The sequence below is a fragment of the Cohnella kolymensis genome (assembly GCF_000829465.1).
Classification (GTDB): Bacteria; Bacillota; Bacilli; order Paenibacillales; family Paenibacillaceae; genus Cohnella; species Cohnella kolymensis.
Map to the genome: position 1 here is coordinate 702,867 of NZ_JXAL01000001.1, position 17,105 is coordinate 719,971.

General features: G+C 52.3%; 12 protein-coding genes, 1 other RNA gene, 4 pseudogenes and 1 riboswitch. Of the genes and pseudogenes, 3 read left to right on the forward strand and 14 right to left on the reverse strand.

Translation table 11 applies throughout. The features are described 5' to 3' along the window. Positions 1 to 132: 132 nt before the first annotated feature. From gcvH to gcvT, 4 genes and pseudogenes are all read right to left on the reverse strand, one after another. Positions 133 to 522: a glycine cleavage system protein GcvH gene (gene gcvH / locus SD71_RS03365; RefSeq protein ID WP_041059398.1), complete on the reverse strand. Its 390-nt coding sequence runs from the start codon at positions 520 to 522 to the stop codon at positions 133 to 135. A 51-nt stretch (positions 523 to 573) separates the two neighbouring features. Continuing rightward, positions 574 to 2,028: an aminomethyl-transferring glycine dehydrogenase subunit GcvPB gene (gcvPB, locus tag SD71_RS03370; RefSeq protein ID WP_041059403.1), complete on the reverse strand. Its 1,455-nt coding sequence runs from the start codon at positions 2,026 to 2,028 to the stop codon at positions 574 to 576. Beyond that, positions 2,025 to 3,367, reverse strand: a pseudogene (gene gcvPA, locus SD71_RS03375) (aminomethyl-transferring glycine dehydrogenase subunit GcvPA). Before gcvPA ends, gcvPB begins: the two are co-directional and overlap by 4 nt. Continuing rightward, positions 3,364 to 4,497 carry a glycine cleavage system aminomethyltransferase GcvT gene (gene gcvT, locus SD71_RS03380; RefSeq protein ID WP_041059405.1) on the reverse strand — a complete coding sequence of 378 codons (1,134 nt, stop codon included), beginning with the start codon at positions 4,495 to 4,497 and terminating at the stop codon, positions 3,364 to 3,366. The pseudogene gcvPA and the gene gcvT overlap by 4 nt, the downstream one beginning before the upstream one ends. 191 nt (positions 4,498 to 4,688) lie before the next feature. Continuing rightward, a riboswitch (glycine riboswitch) is annotated at positions 4,689 to 4,785 on the reverse strand. 194 nt (positions 4,786 to 4,979) lie between these two features. Between gcvT and SD71_RS03385 the strand changes: the two are divergent. The 3 genes and pseudogenes from SD71_RS03385 to SD71_RS03395 all read left to right on the forward strand — a co-directional run. Beyond that, positions 4,980 to 5,338: pseudogene (locus tag SD71_RS03385) on the forward strand (ABC transporter ATP-binding protein C-terminal domain-containing protein); the annotation flags it as partial. Continuing rightward, a complete protein-coding gene (locus SD71_RS03390) occupies positions 5,335 to 6,039 on the forward strand; it encodes an ABC transporter ATP-binding protein (protein ID WP_041059407.1) in 705 nt (234 codons plus the stop codon). The pseudogene SD71_RS03385 and the gene SD71_RS03390, both read left to right, overlap by 4 nt. 123 nt (positions 6,040 to 6,162) lie before the next feature. Then, positions 6,163 to 6,884: pseudogene (locus SD71_RS03395) on the forward strand (DMT family transporter); the annotation flags it as partial. Between the two features lie 173 nt (positions 6,885 to 7,057). Here the strand turns inward: SD71_RS03395 and SD71_RS03400 are convergent. From SD71_RS03400 to SD71_RS03440, 10 genes and pseudogenes are all read right to left on the reverse strand, one after another. Then, the gene (locus SD71_RS03400; protein ID WP_041059410.1) at positions 7,058 to 8,104 is read right to left on the reverse strand and encodes an ATP synthase beta subunit C-terminal domain-containing protein; all 1,047 of its coding nucleotides are present in this window, start codon (positions 8,102 to 8,104) and stop codon (positions 7,058 to 7,060) included. A 461-nt stretch (positions 8,105 to 8,565) separates the two neighbouring features. Further along, positions 8,566 to 9,042, reverse strand: a complete 477-nt coding sequence (locus SD71_RS03405; RefSeq protein ID WP_041059413.1) for a hypothetical protein — start codon at positions 9,040 to 9,042, stop codon at positions 8,566 to 8,568. A gap of 84 nt (positions 9,043 to 9,126) precedes the next feature. Further along, a complete protein-coding gene (locus tag SD71_RS03410; RefSeq protein WP_161793323.1) occupies positions 9,127 to 9,447 on the reverse strand; it encodes a type II toxin-antitoxin system Phd/YefM family antitoxin in 321 nt (106 codons plus the stop codon). A 384-nt stretch (positions 9,448 to 9,831) separates the two neighbouring features. After that, positions 9,832 to 10,194: a transfer-messenger RNA gene (gene ssrA, locus SD71_RS22835) on the reverse strand. A gap of 114 nt (positions 10,195 to 10,308) precedes the next feature. Then, positions 10,309 to 10,797 carry an SsrA-binding protein SmpB gene (smpB, locus tag SD71_RS03415; protein ID WP_041059416.1) on the reverse strand — a complete coding sequence of 163 codons (489 nt, stop codon included), beginning with the start codon at positions 10,795 to 10,797 and terminating at the stop codon, positions 10,309 to 10,311. A 152-nt stretch (positions 10,798 to 10,949) separates the two neighbouring features. Continuing rightward, a complete protein-coding gene (pyrB, locus tag SD71_RS03420; protein ID WP_041059417.1) occupies positions 10,950 to 11,879 on the reverse strand; it encodes an aspartate carbamoyltransferase in 930 nt (309 codons plus the stop codon). A 136-nt stretch (positions 11,880 to 12,015) separates the two neighbouring features. Next, positions 12,016 to 14,558: pseudogene (gene rnr / locus SD71_RS03425) on the reverse strand (ribonuclease R). Positions 14,559 to 14,694: 136 nt separating this feature from the next. Then, positions 14,695 to 14,934 (reverse strand): preprotein translocase subunit SecG, encoded by a 240-nt coding sequence (gene secG / locus SD71_RS03430; RefSeq protein ID WP_041059422.1) that lies wholly within the window; start codon positions 14,932 to 14,934, stop codon positions 14,695 to 14,697. A gap of 113 nt (positions 14,935 to 15,047) precedes the next feature. Further along, a complete protein-coding gene (locus SD71_RS03435; RefSeq protein WP_041059425.1) occupies positions 15,048 to 16,226 on the reverse strand; it encodes a GNAT family N-acetyltransferase in 1,179 nt (392 codons plus the stop codon). 18 nt (positions 16,227 to 16,244) lie between these two features. Continuing rightward, complete coding sequence (locus tag SD71_RS03440) at positions 16,245 to 17,012, reverse strand: sugar phosphate isomerase/epimerase family protein (RefSeq protein WP_041059428.1); 768 nt, start codon at positions 17,010 to 17,012, stop codon at positions 16,245 to 16,247. Positions 17,013 to 17,105: the final 93 nt, after the last annotated feature.

Genomic DNA, 17,105 nt, shown 5'->3' on the forward strand with positions numbered 1-17,105 from the left:
CCAACTCCTCAGGGTTATCATCTACACAATATACACCATGTGTTTTTCGTCCGTCCACGAGCCGAAAATAAAAAAAGCACCGTGAACGACAGACTATGCTCTGTGTACACGGTGCTTTCCGGCACTTCCTATTCAGTCGGTGACCGTACGATAACGATCCGGCGTGAGCAGCTTTCCGATCTCTTCCTCCACGCTGCCGTCGACTTCCACTTCAAGCATCCAGCCGTCCTCATACGGATCGCTGTTGACGGCTTCGGGCGCGTCGATCAGCTTGTCGTTCACACGCACGACTGTCCCGCTGACCGGCGTGTACAGTTCCGAGACGGTTTTGACCGACTCGATTGAGCCCACACTGTCGCCCGCAGTCACGCTGGAGCCGACTTCCGGCAGCTCCACGAATACAATATCGCCGAGCTGGCATTGCGCATAATCCGTGATGCCGATACGGATGATTTGCCCTTCGGTGGGCAGCGCCCATTCATGCTCTTCGCTGTAAAAGCGGTTATCCCTAATATCGCTCATTTGTTCAGGCCTCTTTTCAATAAAAGGATAGAAAAATACGAGACTCGCAAGTCAGCAGGAGCAATTGAGCACCGGTTTGCGGGCGGCCGTCGCTTCGTCCAGCCGCTTCACCACAGTCGTGTACGGCGCGTTAATGACGAGCTGCGGATCGGTTTCCGCTTCTTGCGCGATCTGAATCATCGTGTCGATGAAAGCATCAAGCGTTTCCTTGCTTTCGGTTTCCGTGGGTTCGATCATGATGCATTCCTCGACGTTAAGCGGAAAATAGACGGTTGGCGGATGATAGCCGAAATCGAGCAGCCGTTTGGCCACATCCAGCGTGCGAACGCCGAACGCTTTCAGCCGTTTGCCGGACAGCACGAATTCGTGTTTGCAGACGCCGGGATACGGAACCTCGAAATAAGGAGCGAGCCGGTGCATCATATAATTGGCATTGAGAACGGCGTTTTCGGAAACGCGGCGCAAGCCTTCCGGTCCGTATGTGCGGATATACGTATAGGCGCGGACCAAAATACCGAAATTTCCGTAATACGCCTTCACCCGGCCGATCGATTGCGGACGGTCGGTGTCCCAGTAATAGACGCCGTCGTCCGTTCGTCCGACGACCGGTTTGGGCAGGAACGGGACGAGCCTGCTCTTGACCCCGACCGGTCCGGCGCCGGGACCCCCGCCGCCATGCGGCGTACTCATTGTCTTGTGCAAGTTCAAGTGCACAACATCAAAGCCCATGTCTCCCGGTCGAGTGATGCCCATAATGGCGTTGGAATTCGCGCCGTCGTAATAGAGCAAACCTCCCGCGTCATGGATGATTTTGGCGACGTCTTCGATCTGCCGCTCGAACAGTCCGAGCGTATTCGGATTCGTGAGCATAAGCGCCGCCGTGTCGCTGCCTACCGCGGCACGCAGCTCTTCTAAATCCACCAATCCCAGGTCGTTGGACGGGATGGTGATCGTCTCGAAGCCCGCCACCGTGGCGCTGGCCGGGTTCGTGCCGTGCGAGGAATCGGGTACGATCACTTTCGTCCGCTTCTCGCCGCGGCTTTCATGATAGGCGCGGATCAGCATCAATCCGGTCCATTCCCCATGCGCGCCGGCAGCCGGCTGGAGCGTCACTTGGTCCATGCCGGTCAGCGCGGCCAGATCATTTTGCAGAGTAAACAGAAGCTCCAGCGCGCCTTGGATGCTCTCTTCCGGCTGATAGGGGTGGATCTTGGCGAATCCGGGGAAGCGGGCGACGTCTTCGTTAATTTTCGGATTGTACTTCATCGTGCAGGAGCCCAGCGGATAAAAGCCGTTGTCGATCCCGAAGTTTCTGCGCGAAAGCTCCGTGTAATGCCGGATGACGTCGACTTCATAGACCTCCGGAAGTTCGGCCGGTTTGGCTCTGAGCATCCCATGGGGAATGACGGAGGCGGGATCCACTTCGGGAACGTCGCAATCCGGCACCGAGTAAGCGACCCGGCCCGGCTGAGTCAATTCGAAAATGAGCGCTTTTTCCGGCTTCATAGACTGGCCTCCCATTCGCGGACGAAATCGTCGATTTCGCCTTTCGTTCTGCGCTCCGTAACAGCCACGAGCATATGGCCCGCGAGCTCCGGATAGTCTCTTCCCAAATCGTATCCTCCAATGTAACCGGCCTTGAGCAGCTTAGCATTCACTGATGGGATATTGCTGGATTCCGGCAACTTGATGACGAATTCGTTGAAGAACGGCTCCGTGAAGGCCTTGGAGCCGGAAGGGAACCGGCCGGACGCGTAATGCGCCTTGCTCATGTTCTGACGGGCCACTTCCTGCATGCCGGCTTTGCCCATCACCGACATATACACAGACGCGCACAACGCAAGCAGCGCCTGGTTGGAGCAAATGTTCGAGGTGGCTTTTTCCCGGCGGATATGCTGCTCTCTCGCCTGCAGGGTCAACACAAACCCGCGCTTTCCGTCCCGGTCCGTTGTCTGACCGACAATCCGGCCCGGTATGCGGCGCATCAAGCTTGTGTGACCGCGAAAAAGCCGCAAGTCGGTCCGCCGAGCGAGGTTGGAATGCCCAGCGGCTGCGCGTCGCCGACAACGACATCGGCACCAAGCGCGCCGGGTGCTTCGAGCAGGCCGAGAGACAACGGATTGACGCTTACCACGAGTAGTCCGTTTTGCGCATGAATGAGCGGCTCGATCGACCGGATATCCTCAAGGCATCCGAAAAAATTCGGCGTCTGCACCAGCACCGCTGCGGTATTTTCATCCACCGCTTGCCGGAGCTGCTCAAGGTCGGTTACGCCATCCCGGAAATCGACCTCCACCACCTCGAGATTCAAACCCCGGGCGGACGTAAGAACGATTTCGCGAGCTTCGGGATGCACGGTCCGGCTGACCACAATCCGCTTGCGCTTGGTCGCGCCGCTTGCCAGGGCGGCCGCTTCTGCCAGCGCCGTTGCGCCGTCATACATGCTGGCGTTGGCAACAGGCATGCCTGTCAATTCGCAAATGTACGACTGGAATTCAAAAATGGCCTGAAGCTCGCCTTGGCTGATCTCCGGTTGATACGGCGTATAGGCGGTGTAAAATTCAGATCGCGAAAGCACATGGTTAATGACGACGGGGATATGGTGATCGTATATGCCCGCTCCGAGAAAACTGGAATACCGGTCGGTATCGGCGTTGCGCTCGGACAGCTTTCGCATATGCTTCAGCAAACTTGGCTCATCGAGCGCGGATGACATCGGCAGCACGCCTTGATAACGGATCGACGCAGGAATGTCCGCGAACAGATCCTCCACGGATTCGGCGCCGACCGCTGTGAGCATCTCGCCTTGATCCCGTTCCGTCATCGGCAAATATCGGTGTTTCATCCGGGTTTCTCTCCTTTATCCGCTGGTTTGCTTCTCTTGTAGAAAGGGGTGGAAACCACTTCTGCTCTCAACATTTTGCCGCGTACATCCACCCACACCTCACTGTGCAGGCCGGTATGTGCGATGTCCAGAAGAGCAAGTCCCAGATTTCGTTTGAGCGTGGGGGATTGGGTGCCTGTCGTCACTTCTCCGATCTGCCGATCATTCGCATGAACGGTGTAATGCGCGCGCGGAATGCCGCGGTCAATCATTTCAATGCCGACTAGCTTGCGCTTGAGACCTTTCGTCTTCTGTTCAGCCAATGCATCCCGGCCGATAAAATCCCCTTTATCCAGCTTCACGAACATTCCGAGACCGGCTTCCAGCGGAGAGATCGTGTCGGACAGCTCTTGTCCGTACAGAGGCAGCCGCGCTTCAAACCGAAGCGTGTCGCGGGCGCCGAGACCTGCGGGGATGAGACCGTCCGGCTCCCCCGCCGTGAGCAGTTGTTCCCATAAGTGAGGCGCATCCGCAGCGCCGCAATAAATCTCAAACCCGTCTTCCCCGGTGTATCCGGTACGGGACACTAGCGCTTTCTTCCCGCAAACCTCGACGCCATCAAGGAAGTGGAAAGGCAAAAGCGCTGCCAAGTCGGCGTCTGCGAGACGGGAGAGTATGGATTCCGACAAAGGGCCTTGAAGCGCCAGCAGCGCGGTTGTCTCCGAACGGTCTCGCAGCTCCGCGCCCTTCGGCAGCCGGACATTCAGCCAGGCAAAGTCTTTGGCGATGTTGGAGGCGTTCACAACGAGCATAAAATGTTCCGCTGACCGCTTATACACCAGAAGGTCGTCCACGACCCCGCCGTCCGGGTAACACATCAGCGTGTACTGTGCCTGCCCGGCTGCCAGCCGGGACACGTCGTTGGTGGTCATTTGCTGCACGAACGATTCGGCCTGCGGACCCGATACTTCAAATTCACCCATGTGGGATACATCAAACAGACCCGCCTTCATGCGAACCGCATCGTGCTCCCGCCCAATGCCGTAAAACTGCACGGGCAGCTCCCATCCTCCGAAATCGATACAGCGCGCGGCCGGTCCGCCTTCTTTTTGATAAAAGGGAAACAGCGGTGTCCTTTGAAGTTGACTCATTCCATCACCCTCTTTCCAGTTATGAGTGCACAAAAAAAGACAGGTCTGAAGGGTAGTCGAAAAACGCGCATCGTGCGCTTCTCGTTCCTTCGGCTCTGTCCTTGGTACCTGAGAGTTACCCTCCGACGCATGCACATGCGCCGAAAGTTTCCCCGTTGGTGATCCCGTGCCCGGGATGCTCTTCAGAGTTGCGTCCAGCAACGGTCCTTTTGCCTGAGAGATTCACCCGGAGGCTTACTCCTTCGGCGTTACCTGTTCAGAAGCGGTAATCTCTCCCGCTGCCTTCATCCGCATATTCGGTTGTTGCGTTACTGTTTCCATTATAAACAATATTCTCCAAGAGTGGTCAACGAATAATTTTCAAATCTGCGAAAAAACTGAGTGATTTCGACAGATAGATACTAATAATCGAGCTCTTATTCCACTAACCGAGTAGATATATGTTACTTTTTATAACATATACTGTTATATTGTCGAATGAAGTCTTGTTGAACGAACAAGCGGACAGCCTTTCCTATGGCGCCCAAAGGCGGTTGGAAATAGCCAGAGCGCTGGCGACCAAGCCGAAGGTATTGCTGCTTGACGAGCCGGCGGCGGGGATGAATCCGCGCGAAACGGCAGAGTTGATCGGACTCATCAAGCGAATTCAACTCGATTTGGATATGACGGTTATTTTAATCGAACATGACATGAAATTGGTGATGGATCTGTCTGAGCATATTATGGTGCTCGATCACGGGATCAAGATCGCAGAGGGCTCTCCTGCCGAAATTCGCTCGAACCCCAAAGTGATTGAGCTTATTTAGGCAAGAGCGCTGTCGAACAAGAGGTGGTCTCATGAGTTTACTGCAGCTTCGCCGGTTGCACGCTTTTTATGGGGTTATCGAAGCGTTGAAGGGAATCTCTCTTACGGTCGATGAGGGAGAGATCGTTACACTGATCGGTTCGAACGGCGCCGGCAAATCCACCACGCTCAAATCGATTTGCGGCCAGGTAAAGATTCAAGGCTCAGTCTTATTCGGTGGGAAAGATGTTTCAGCCCAACCCCCGCATCAGATTGCGCTCGAAGGCATCGCGCATGTACCGGAAGGCCGGCGCATTTTCCCAAGGCTGACCGTCAAGGAAAATTTGGAGATGGGAGCATTCTCGGTCAAAGATAAGAAGCAGATTAGGGAACGAACGGAACGGGCTTTTGCCTATTTTCCCCGATTGAAGGAACGCTACCATCAGCAGGGCGGAACAATGAGCGGAGGAGAGCAGCAAATGCTGGCCATCGCACGCGCGTTGATGATGCAGCCCAAGATCCTGCTTCTGGATGAACCCTCCATGGGTCTCTCACCGATCCTGGTCGAGCAAATTTTCGAAATCATTCAGGAGTTGAACCGCGGCGGGATGACCATTCTGCTCGTCGAGCAAAACGCCTATCAAGCGCTCCAAGTCGCCCGCCGGGGCTATGTGATCCAAACCGGCGAAATTCTGATGGAAGACGAAGCCAAATCGCTGCTTAGCAACGAGCAAGTCAAGGAGGCCTATTTGGCTTAAATGCGTCCTATTGTATACGGCATCTTGGCTTCTTTCTTTTTTTCCTTCACCTTTGTCATGAATCAGGCGATGACATTGTCCGGCGGCAGCTGGATGTGGAGCGCTTCGCTGCGATTTCTGTTCATGATTCCTTTCCTTCTGATTATTGTCGTTTATAGAAAAGGTTTGGGAGCTCTGCTGTCGGACATGAAGAAGCGGCTTGGCCTATGGATCGGATGGAGTACAGTCGGACTCGGAGTAATGTACGCGCCGGTGTGTTATGCGGCCGAATACGAGCCGTCATTGCGGGGACATGGCAGGTGACCATCATTGCGGGCTCGCTGCTCTCCCCTTTGTTTTACAAGGTGATCCCGACACCCGGCGGTCCCATGAAGGTGAGAGAAAAAATTCCGTGGACGGGACTGGTCATGTCTCTCCTAATCTTGCTGGGTGTTGGCATTATGCAGTTGCAGCAGGCCGGGAAGATCTCGACGGGGGATTTGATTGCGGGCGTCGTGCCCGTCGTAATTGCCGCTTTCGCATATCCGCTCGGCAATAGGAAAATGATGGAGGCGTGCGAGGGTCAGCTGGACGTCTATCAGCGCATACTCGGCATGACACTTGCCAGTCTGCCGGTGTGGATCCTGCTGGCGGTTTATACACTCGTGCGCAGCGGGCCGCCAGGTGCAGGACAGATCAGCCAGTCGCTGCTTGTAGCCATATTTGCAGGCGTCATCGCGACCGTTCTCTTTTTTTCCGCGACGGGGATGGCCAGCGGCTCCGCACATCGGCTGGCAGCCGTTGAAGCGACGCAATCGGGCGAGGTCGTTTTTACGTTTGCTATGGAGCGACTCTTCCTTTCCGTTGCCTTGCCATCCGCTTTATCTTGGGCGGGGATCCTTCTTGTCATCACCGGGATGATCCTTCAAAGCCTGATGTCGAACCGCCGCATCCCCGCCGGCGCGTGCGATCGAACCCAACTGTCCTCTTGATCCTATTTATGTAAAATGGCGTACAAATTGATAATCAATTTGATTCGTTATTGTAACCGACCGATATACATTAATTCTTTAGTGTCTCTCTCATCCACGTCACCATCTAGAATTCGTTGAACATCTTGCAAAGCTTCTTGCAGGGAAACGTTAACTCCTGCTGTCCCTGTAAAAGCTTCTGCTACGTATAGTGGCTGCGTGAGATAGGCTTCGAGCCTCTCGCCTCGCATAAAGGTTTGTGTTTCGGCATTAGGAAGCGCTTCCATGCCGTGTACTTGAACCAAAAATCGCAATTCCTTGTAACGACGCAGTAATTTCTTGGCCTTTTGTCCGATCGATTGATGAAGGGAGTCCGTATCGGCACCCTCGATAATTTCGGAGGTGGAGAGCACTGGGTTCACAGCAGGATAGATATGTCTAACCGCCAAGTCCGCGTCGAATTGCCATAGTGTTTCAAGCGGTCCGTAAGGTAATCCCTCGTCGATGGCTTCACCTTTAAGATCTACAAGCAAAGTGGTTAATGAAACGACACCAGACTTATGCAGACGGTTCTGCAAATTGTAGATCTCATTGCTAATGACATGGGAGCGATCACTTGACAAAACTACATCCTTGGTGGAGCCGATATTACTAATCTGTGTAAAAGCTTCGTCCACGCTATTGCAGACTATTTCTGCATCTCCTGCCACATCTTCAATTTCGGGATGGTCCCCTTCTGGCTTAAGAAGTACGGTCACATAGCCTTGTTGTTTCAATCGATAAAATAACTCAGCAAGTACAACTAACTGGCCCATCTTCGGGCGGGCTACTAATCCCGCGGTTCCCCCTTTGACTAATGGTGCAAACAAATCTAAGGTTTTAATCCCAGTTTCAATCATTTCAATTTCCTCCCCAATTAGAATCAATTCATCCAAGCTGCATTTAGCCAAAGAGGCTAATGCTACAAGCGTACGAACTTCTGCACGACCTACTGGAATTTTTCCAGTGCATAAGTTTGAAACCGTCGCAGAACGCAGACCAACTGATCGAGCAGCACTCGTCAAATTTGGAACACGTTGGCGAAGAAGCGGAACATTAAGTCGAATATCCTCCAATATTTTCATCCTCCTTACTTTATAGAGTAATATCCTTTACTTTAAAAAGCAACATAATAATTTACTTTTAAAATGCAAATTTTTACTCTATGGCGTAAAATTAAAAGTGGGCGGTCGATTTCTCCCCCGAGGGGAGTATCCAATTCCTGCTTTTACTTGCTCACGAAGCTGATTCGAGGATGACAAGCTTAGAGGTAGAATTGGATTGCGTACTCGGTCTGCTCTGCAGACCTCCGTGCGATCGAACCCCAATGTCCTCCTCCGGACCGGGGTGACTCCCCAATCTCTCCACAAAAAAAACACTGACCTCGTGCGGTCAGTGTTCTTATAGTGGGGCCGAACCGTGGCTGTGCAAAACCACAATCCTTCGCCGTTTGATGCTGAGGATGTTTGGAGGAATAGCTTAAGCTATGTTTGAATAACAGGCGGAACAAGGAACATCAAGTTACCCTGACACATTTTCAAAAGCCTTGACCATTTGCGTCTCTCCAAATTTCGTATGCACCAATGACATCGCCATGGTTAAATAATTCAATAATTTTATCCTTTATTTCTTCGTCAAGGTTATCAAAATTTTCATTAAAAATCTGGTCAATCATGCTAGGCTCATTTAAATCTATAGGGTTGTCTTCATTGAGGTTCCAGTAAAGTGAACCATCTTCTTTGTCCTCTAATCCATCTCTCCAATACCGTTGAAGACGCTCAAGTGCATCTCGGTAAACATCATAATCTTTACGTTTAAAATCTACTAGTAGGACTTCCACGATTTGCAGCACTTCAACTTCCCGAAAATCATTGGAGATAATATAGATAATTCTAATCCCTGAACTCCGAAGCTTCTTCTCTTTTGATCCAGTCAGATCTACACTTCGTTTTTTACCGAGCACCTTACCTATTGCGTCTGCCCTTTGCTCAAGTGATTGAAGTGCCTCGTCCACTTCATTAAGGATAGCTCCATCTAACTTTGAGTATTCTTCGGCTGCCTTTCTACAAAACTTTACGACAAACCGACGATTGTTTATTTACTCCTCATTTTCAACGCGACGAATGGAACGCCATTCCACCAAACTATCCGGTTCCCTCTTCGCTTCCTCCTCACGATATTCCAACACTTCCTCTTCAAGCTCTTTAAGCCTCTTAAACATTTGCTCATAGGCATCATAACTAAGTAATACCATATTCACTTCTCCATTGTCTGTAATAAACAAAGGTTTTATGTTAGCAAGAGCTTTAATTTTACTGAAGTGTCGAGAAATCGTCGCGGTATTTACCAGTTGGTCACGACCAAATAGAACCCGCGTCTTAGTCTCATCGGCCATGTTCATTCCAACTTCCCTTTCCAATATCATCCCCACCTTTGACACATCCTTTCCTATATATTATGTTCTTTACACACATTATTATACGTATAATCATACGTACTGTCATTAAAAATTATTTTCGTAAACGCTTCCTGTACTGAAAAGTGATAATAACTAAATGCAAAATCCACAACCTCACGCGGTTGTGGATTTACATGGTGGAGCCGAGGGGAGTATCCAATTCCTGATTTAACTTGCTCACGAAGCTTATTCGACGATGACAAGCTTAGAGGTAGAATTGGATTGCGTACTCGGTCTGCTTTGCAGACCTCCGTGCGATCGAACCCCAATGTCCTCCTTCGGACCGGGGCGACTCCCCAATTCTCTCCACAAAAAAACACTGACCTCGTGCGGTCAGTGTTCTTATGGTGGAGCCGAGGGGAGTCGAACCCCTGTCCGAAGACAACGCCACATAGGCTTCTACGGGTGTAGTGACAGATTTGATGTCACCCTAGAGACTCCCCGTCACCGGATTCCCTTCGGGTCAGCCTGATTATCTTCTTCAGCTAGCCCCAGGCGGAGACTAGACAGCGTATCCCACTAAAGTTGAGCCCCTATCCCGCCACATGGGCGATGGAGAGTAGAAGCTTAGCAGATCAGTTTCTTAGGCTGCTGCTAAAGTTGGTTGTTGTTTGCCGTTTAATAGGTTTCCGCGTTAGTGAAGCAGACGCAGCCCTACTACCCGCTACCCACGCTCGAACTATCCCCGTCGAATCCATAAACGGCCCCGGATAATAAGAATAATGCATGAGCTTGCTTTATTATTATACCATGAATAGCAACGAAATACCTAAACGATTACTGGCAATGCTGCCACACAATGCCGATCCGCCGGCACCCGAATTACTTCGGCATGCTGACCTTCTGCTTCTCCCGTAAAATCCGCTGAAGATCGCGTTGAACATCACGCTTAGCCGCTGCTTCACGTTTATCATACTGCTTTTTACCTTTACCGACGCCGATCAGAACTTTAGCATACCCGTTCTTCACATATACGCGCAGCGGCACAAGTGTGTAGCCTTCCTGCTTGGAAAGACCGAGCAGCTTGTGGATCTGCACCTTATGCAGAAGCAGCTTCCGTGCACGCGTCGGATCGCTCGGGTTGTTGCGGTTCCCCTGCTCGAACGGACTGATATGCAGGTTATGCAGAAAAATCTCGCCGTTTCGGATGGTCGCGAACGCATCGTTGAGATTCGCCCGGCCGGTGCGCAGCGATTTAATTTCCGTGCCCGTCAATACCATGCCCGCTTCATAGGTTTCCTCGATGAAGTAATCATGGGACGCTTTTTTATTTTGTGCAAGCGGTTTGTCGAACTGGTCTTTCTTGCCCATTTTCCTTCATCCTCCTTCTGTTCGGACATTCATTATAGCACGCGCGCGGCGGCACCATCAATATTACCGTTGGCAGCGGCTTATTCCGTCATGGAGCACGGGTTCCGCTCATTTAAACCGCTCGCAGCGGCTTATTTCATCCGGAAGCCGCATTATCTGCTGCCGCCGAGACACTTATCGATTAACGCCATACGAATATAAAGCCCGTTAACTGCCTGGCGGAAGTAAGCGGCCCGAGGATCGGCGTCCACTTCCTCGGTTATCTCACCTGCACGAGGGAGCGGATGGAGCACAATGGATTCGCGTCCCATTCGACTCATCAGCTCGGCGTCCACAATATATCTGCCGGAAGCCTTTTCGTACTCCTCCACCGATGGGAAGCGTTCTTTCTGAATACGCGTCTGATACAGAACATCGACCGAACCCGCGACTGCGTCCAAATCGTCTGTCTCCATGTATTCAATCCCTTTTTCGTCCAGGTACCTCTTCACGTTAACCGGGATCTGCACATTCTCTGGAGCGATATAGTAAATCATGACATCCTGATAATTAGCCAAAATATAGCTCAGTGAGTGGACGGTGCGACCATAAGTTAGATCGCCGACCATCGCGATTTTCAACCCGTCGATGCGTCCGAACTCCTTCTTGATCGTATAGGCGTCAAGCAGCGCCTGAGTCGGATGCTCGCCCGCCCCGTCGCCCGCGTTGATGACGGGAACGCCCGCCACCTTCGCCGCTCGCTTAGCCGCACCGATTTCCGTATGCCTCATCACGATAACATCGCTGTAGCCGCTCAGTATCCGAATGCTGTCTTCAAGCGTTTCGCCTTTAATCGCGGAGGAGAACTGACCGGCGTTCTCCGTGCCGATGACACTCCCGCCCAGTCGATGCATCGCGGATTCGAACGATAAGCGGGTGCGCGTGCTCGCCTCAAAAAACAATGTCGTCATAATGCGTCCTTCATAGCGTCGATCCCCGCCGGCTGCGACGACTTCTTCCATGGCCCGAGCAGATTCGAACAGCTCCTCCAGCTCGTCCCTCACGAGCTGCTTCGCTCCCAGTACATGATATAACTGCTTCATCTATTCCCACCCCGCCATACTCGTACACATTAAGTTCTATCCTATAAGATACGGCGAAGTTTGTAAAATGGTATCGAAGGGCTGCTCCTGAAAAAAATGAGCCAGCCGGCACATCTACCGGTTGGCTCGCTGAGGCTTATTTCTTCGACTTTCTACGTCTGCTTGGCTTCTCTTCCGGTTCCCGAGGGTAATTCCCCGACACGGGAAGTCCCCACATGTCCACGCCTTTAGCTCCCTTTGCCGGAGGAGCCTCCCTTTCGGCGACGACCGTTTTGGCGCTCCGCCTAGGGGCTGCAGAGCCGCTCTTAACACCGGTTCCCGCCGGTTCGGCTGGACCTGTCTTGCGGCCTCGCCCGGCTTTGGCGGCACCTGCATTACGGCCTCCGCCGGCGCGCCCTGCATCGCTGCCGCCCCGCTCGCTCCGCCCTCCGCGATCAACACGCCCGCCTGCAGCGAAACCGCCGCCTGCGCCGCGTTTCTTGCGCTTACGATCACGCCCGACGGAGCCCGGTTGCCGACAAGGCTTACTTTTCCGCCGCGGGATTTCATGTCCATCATTTCAAAGTCGATCGTATGATCATCCATATTCACTCGGGCGACACGAATCTTCACTTCGTCGCCGATCCTGTACACCTTGGACGTCCTCTCACCGATCAACGCCATATGCAGTTCATGGAAATGGTAATAATCGTCCGTTAAATCGCTGAGACGAATAAGGCCTTCCACCGTATTCTCCAGCTCCACGAACATACCGAAGCTCGTGACGCCGCTAATAATGCCGGAGAACTCCTCACCGATTTTATCAAGCATAAATTCGGCCTTTTTCAGCTTTTCGGTATCGCGCTCAGCATCGACCGCTACACGTTCCCGTTCAGAAGATTGCACCGCAATGTCGGGCATACGTGCCGCCAGCTGGTCATATCGGTTTTCCGGAAGGGCGCCTCCATTCTCCAAAACCTCCCGCATCACCCGGTGTATAGCCAAGTCGGGATAACGCCGGATCGGAGACGTGAAATGCGTGTAGAATTCCGCCGCAAGTCCGAAGTGGCCGCGGCTTTCGGAATCGTATTTGGCCTGCTTCATCGACCGCAGCATCATCGTGCTGATAACCGTTTCTTCCTTCGTGCCCTGGATTTCTTCCAGCAAAGTCTGAAGTGCGCGCGGGTGTACCGTATTCCCTTGGCCCCTCACCGCATACCCGAAATTACCGGCAAATTGAATGAAACGCATCAGCTTCTCGCCATCCGGATCTTCGTGGATACGGTAAATAAACGGCACCTTTAACCAGTGAAAATGCTCCGCTACCGTCTCGTTAGCCGCGAGCATAAACTCTTCGATAATCTGCTCCGCGACCGAACGCTCACGTTTCACGATATCAACCGGCTTACCCTGCTCGTCCACGATTACCTTCGATTCCTGGAAGTCGAAATCGACGGCGCCCCTGCGCATCCGCTGCTGCCGCAGCGCCATTGCGAGCTCCTCCATCAGCCGGAAGTTTTCCACTAGTCCGGAGTAGCGCTCCATCACTTCAGGGTCTTGATCGGTCAATATTTTACGAACATTGGTATATGTCATGCGCTCGGTCGTTCGAATGACACTGGTGAACACGTCATGTCGGACACGGCGCATCGTCTTCGGATCAAATTCCATCTCGCACGACATCGTCAGCCGATCCACCTTCGGGTTCAAGGAGCAGATCCCGTTGGATAAACGGTGCGGCAGCATCGGAATGACCCGGTCGACCAGGTAAACGCTGCAGCCCCGGTTGTAAGCTTCCTCATCGAGCTGTGATTTCTCACGCACATAATAGCTCACATCGGCGATATGCACACCCAGCAGCAGATTCCCGTTAGGCAGACGTTCTACATTGACCGCGTCGTCCAAATCCTTGGCGTCTTCGCCATCGATCGTAACGATCACTTTGTCGCGTAAATCCCGTCTTCCTTGCCGAACGATCTCGTCATCCGATATGGAATCCGGAGCGGCCTGCGCTTCCGCCAACACTTCTTCCGGGAACTCCTCCGGCAATCCGTGCTTGCGGATAATACTGAGAATATCGACACCGGGATCATCTTTGTGTCCTAAGATTTCTATAATTTCACCTTCAGCCGCGGATCGGCCTTCCGGGTAGCGGATAATGCTCACGACCACCTTCTGACCGGTTACAGCTCCCTTGAAACCTTCAGCGCGGATGAAGATATCTTTATTAATCCTCTTGTCGTCGGGCACGACAAATCCGAAGCTGTCATGACTACTAAACAGCCCGACGACCTGTGTGACCGCACGTTTTACGATCCGCACGATTTCGCCTTCCATTTTTCCGTTTTCGCTTTTGGAGGTCACCCGTACGAGAACGATATCTCCATTCATCGCGCCTTTCATATCGTTCGCGTGAATATAGACATCCGGATGTTCTTCTTCCTCCGGGATCAGGAACGCAAAACCTTTGGGATGACCTTGTATGCGGCCGCGCAGCAGATTCATACGCTCAGGCACGCCATAACGATTGGTACGCGTCATCAGGATTTTGCCCTCTTGTTCCATTTCGGCCAACATGCGCAGAAATTGCTTGAATTCAGCCGCATCCTCTATGCCAAAATGCTTCTCCAGCTCCTGGTACGTCATTGGTTTATAAGCGGTCTCCCGCATGAAATCGAGCAGCTCCTGCTCTGTGCATATCGGCACTCCGTATCACCTCGTTTATGTATAGTATACACGTATTCCTGCCCCGGCAATCGGACAAACACCCGTTGTCTCGGCCGATGGCACAAAAAAAGCAGGAAGCTTACGCTTCCCGCCTGTTCTTTGTAAATGATTAGACCTCTTTAACGAAATAAGCGACAATGAGAGCAAGGATGAAGAATCCCACTGCCAGACCGATCGTGAGACGCTGCAGGAACAAATCCAGTCCACGGGCTTTTTGTTTACCGAACAAATGCTCGGCACCGCCGGTGATAGCCCCCGATAAACCTGCGCTCTTACCGCGCTGCAACAGAACAACGGCAATCACGCCGAGTGAGAATATAACCAGAAGTACTTTAAGAAATACGACCACGCTTACACCCCCTAGTACCGAAACAAAAACAGTATTTTTATTCTATCACAACGCCTAGCAGCTTGACAACCATGTTGAATTCTTCCACAAAATGAGATCGATAAGACGTCTGCTTAGAAAAAGTCCATAAGATGAGTGGTTCTGCGTGGAATTCGCCGGTCGAGTATCGCTATACTCTTAGAGTCTCCGCTAATACATCCGGTTTCTTGCAGCAGACTAGGCCGCCTGTCCCCCGCCAGCATTGCCGTCAGCGCTTGAACATCGCACGCGATACCCCCCGGTGCAGATTCCTCTCCCGGCAACCGTTCCAAACGAGCTGTTCCTTCTTTCGCAATCTTCAACCGATAGTTCCCGTTGTTCCAATCTGCATGCTGATCCGTGAGAGAAAGGTTCACTTCTTCCTCAGTTTCCGCCTCAGCAAAAGGATATTGCCGTACAAAAGCCTCGGCATCTACGATCCTGGACATGAAATACGGCGTTATTTCTTGCTTGATGCGCGGATCCGGTATGAGCAAAGGCAGCGGATCATCGACAGCAACCGTGATCGTCAATTGATCGATCATCGAATCATGATTGCCTATGTAAGTCCACAACGCCTTGCGGGACATTTCGTTCGTGCTTACCAACTCATGTATGGTCAGCTTTCGATCCGCCACCCGATAGAAAACATAACCTTGAGCTTCTTCATCTTCATTATAATAAACCGCGATGACGCCTTTTTTGTTCAGAACTCTTCGTTCCCACCATTCCGCGTCACGAATCAGTGTGCCGCTGTACTGCGACGCGAAAGCGGAATAGAGAGGATGCAGCAGCTCAACGTCAGGCTTAAACATGCGCACAACCTGTCCCGGCGTATCGATGCGCGGAGGAAGCTGCGCTGTATGGATCGTATATTGCTTCCGTTCACACGTCATTTCCCAACCGTATTTGCGGTAAAAAGGAAACGAGAACGGGTGCAGCATGCTGATCGTTTGTCCGTTGTCGCGCATCGTCTGCAGCGAGTGCTCAAGGAGGCGGCTCACATAGCCGTGTCTGCGAGTTTCGGGCCATGTCGCCACTCCCGCAAGGCCGCCCATTTTGTAACTCCGGCCCTGAATCCATGTTTCGAAAGGAAGCAAAAACAGCCCCGAAAGCATATGCCCGTTCTCATCGAATATGCCCCAGCCGTCTTGAGGGCGGAAATTATTCCTGCGGTCCTCCACTTCTTCAGCAGATAATTCAAACTGAAATGCAAATGTGGACAATGCCACCCGTTCATCAAAGTCGTCCGCCCGCAGCTGCCTGAATTCCATACCGCCACCGCCTATTCGTCAGATCCAGCCGCGTTGTTTGAACCATTCATAATTGAGCTTCGCACTTTCCAGCGACGATACGTCGTAACGCTCCTGCTCGATAATAACGTACTCGACGTGAACGGATTCGCAAGCCGCCAAAGCGGCGTCCCAATCGACGGTACCGCGGCCGATTTCAGTGTCGATACCGTCCGGCTTGAAGTCTTTGGCATGAACGAGCGGAAGCCGCCCGGCATACTTGTTGATATACTCAGCCGGGTCTTGGCCTGCGACCTTCACCCAGCCCAGATCGAACTCCGCGAACAGGAGGTGCGCCGGAATTCGCTCCAACAGGTGATCGATGACCAGCTTGCCTTCTACCGGCTTAAACTCGAAATCATGATTGTGATAGCCGAATTCCATCCCCGCGCCCGTCACGATACCCGCTGCGTGCTGCAAAGTGTCGGCCATTCGGGCTACATCGTCCAGAGACGGATTGTCCCCGAGCGGATACCATGGAACGATGAAACGCTTCAAACCCAGCTCGGATGCGTATTCAATCTGCTCCCGCAAGTTGTCCCACATCTTGGCCGGTTCATTCACGGACAGTCCGACATGAGCCGAAGTCGCATGCAAGCCGGTATCCTCCATTACCTGCTTAACTTCACGAGCGGAAAAACCGTAATAGCCGGCGAACTCTACATTTTTGTATCCGATCCCTGCGATTTCCCGAATGGTTGCCAGAAAATCCTTCTCACTGCGATCACGAACGGAATATAGCTGAATACCTACTTCTGGTCTGCTCATACAGTTCACCATCCTATCGACACTGTTAAAATCATATACCCCATTATAGGCAAAAGAATGCGTTCTCACGAGAGGGGTTTTTGGCTTCTTTCT

Coding starts and splice junctions, on each gene's coding strand:
- gcvH (WP_041059398.1), bottom strand. CDS start 522: ATGAGCGATATTAGGGATAACCGCTTTTACAGCGAAGAGCATGAATGG.
- gcvPB (WP_041059403.1), bottom strand. CDS start 2,028: ATGAAGCCGGAAAAAGCGCTCATTTTCGAATTGACTCAGCCGGGCCGG.
- gcvT (WP_041059405.1), bottom strand. CDS start 4,497: ATGAGTCAACTTCAAAGGACACCGCTGTTTCCCTTTTATCAAAAAGAA.
- SD71_RS03390 (WP_041059407.1), top strand. CDS start 5,335: ATGAGTTTACTGCAGCTTCGCCGGTTGCACGCTTTTTATGGGGTTATC.
- smpB (WP_041059416.1), bottom strand. CDS start 10,797: ATGGGCAAGAAAGACCAGTTCGACAAACCGCTTGCACAAAATAAAAAA.
- pyrB (WP_041059417.1), bottom strand. CDS start 11,879: ATGAAGCAGTTATATCATGTACTGGGAGCGAAGCAGCTCGTGAGGGAC.
- SD71_RS03435 (WP_041059425.1), bottom strand. CDS start 16,226: ATGGAATTCAGGCAGCTGCGGGCGGACGACTTTGATGAACGGGTGGCA.
- SD71_RS03440 (WP_041059428.1), bottom strand. CDS start 17,012: ATGAGCAGACCAGAAGTAGGTATTCAGCTATATTCCGTTCGTGATCGC.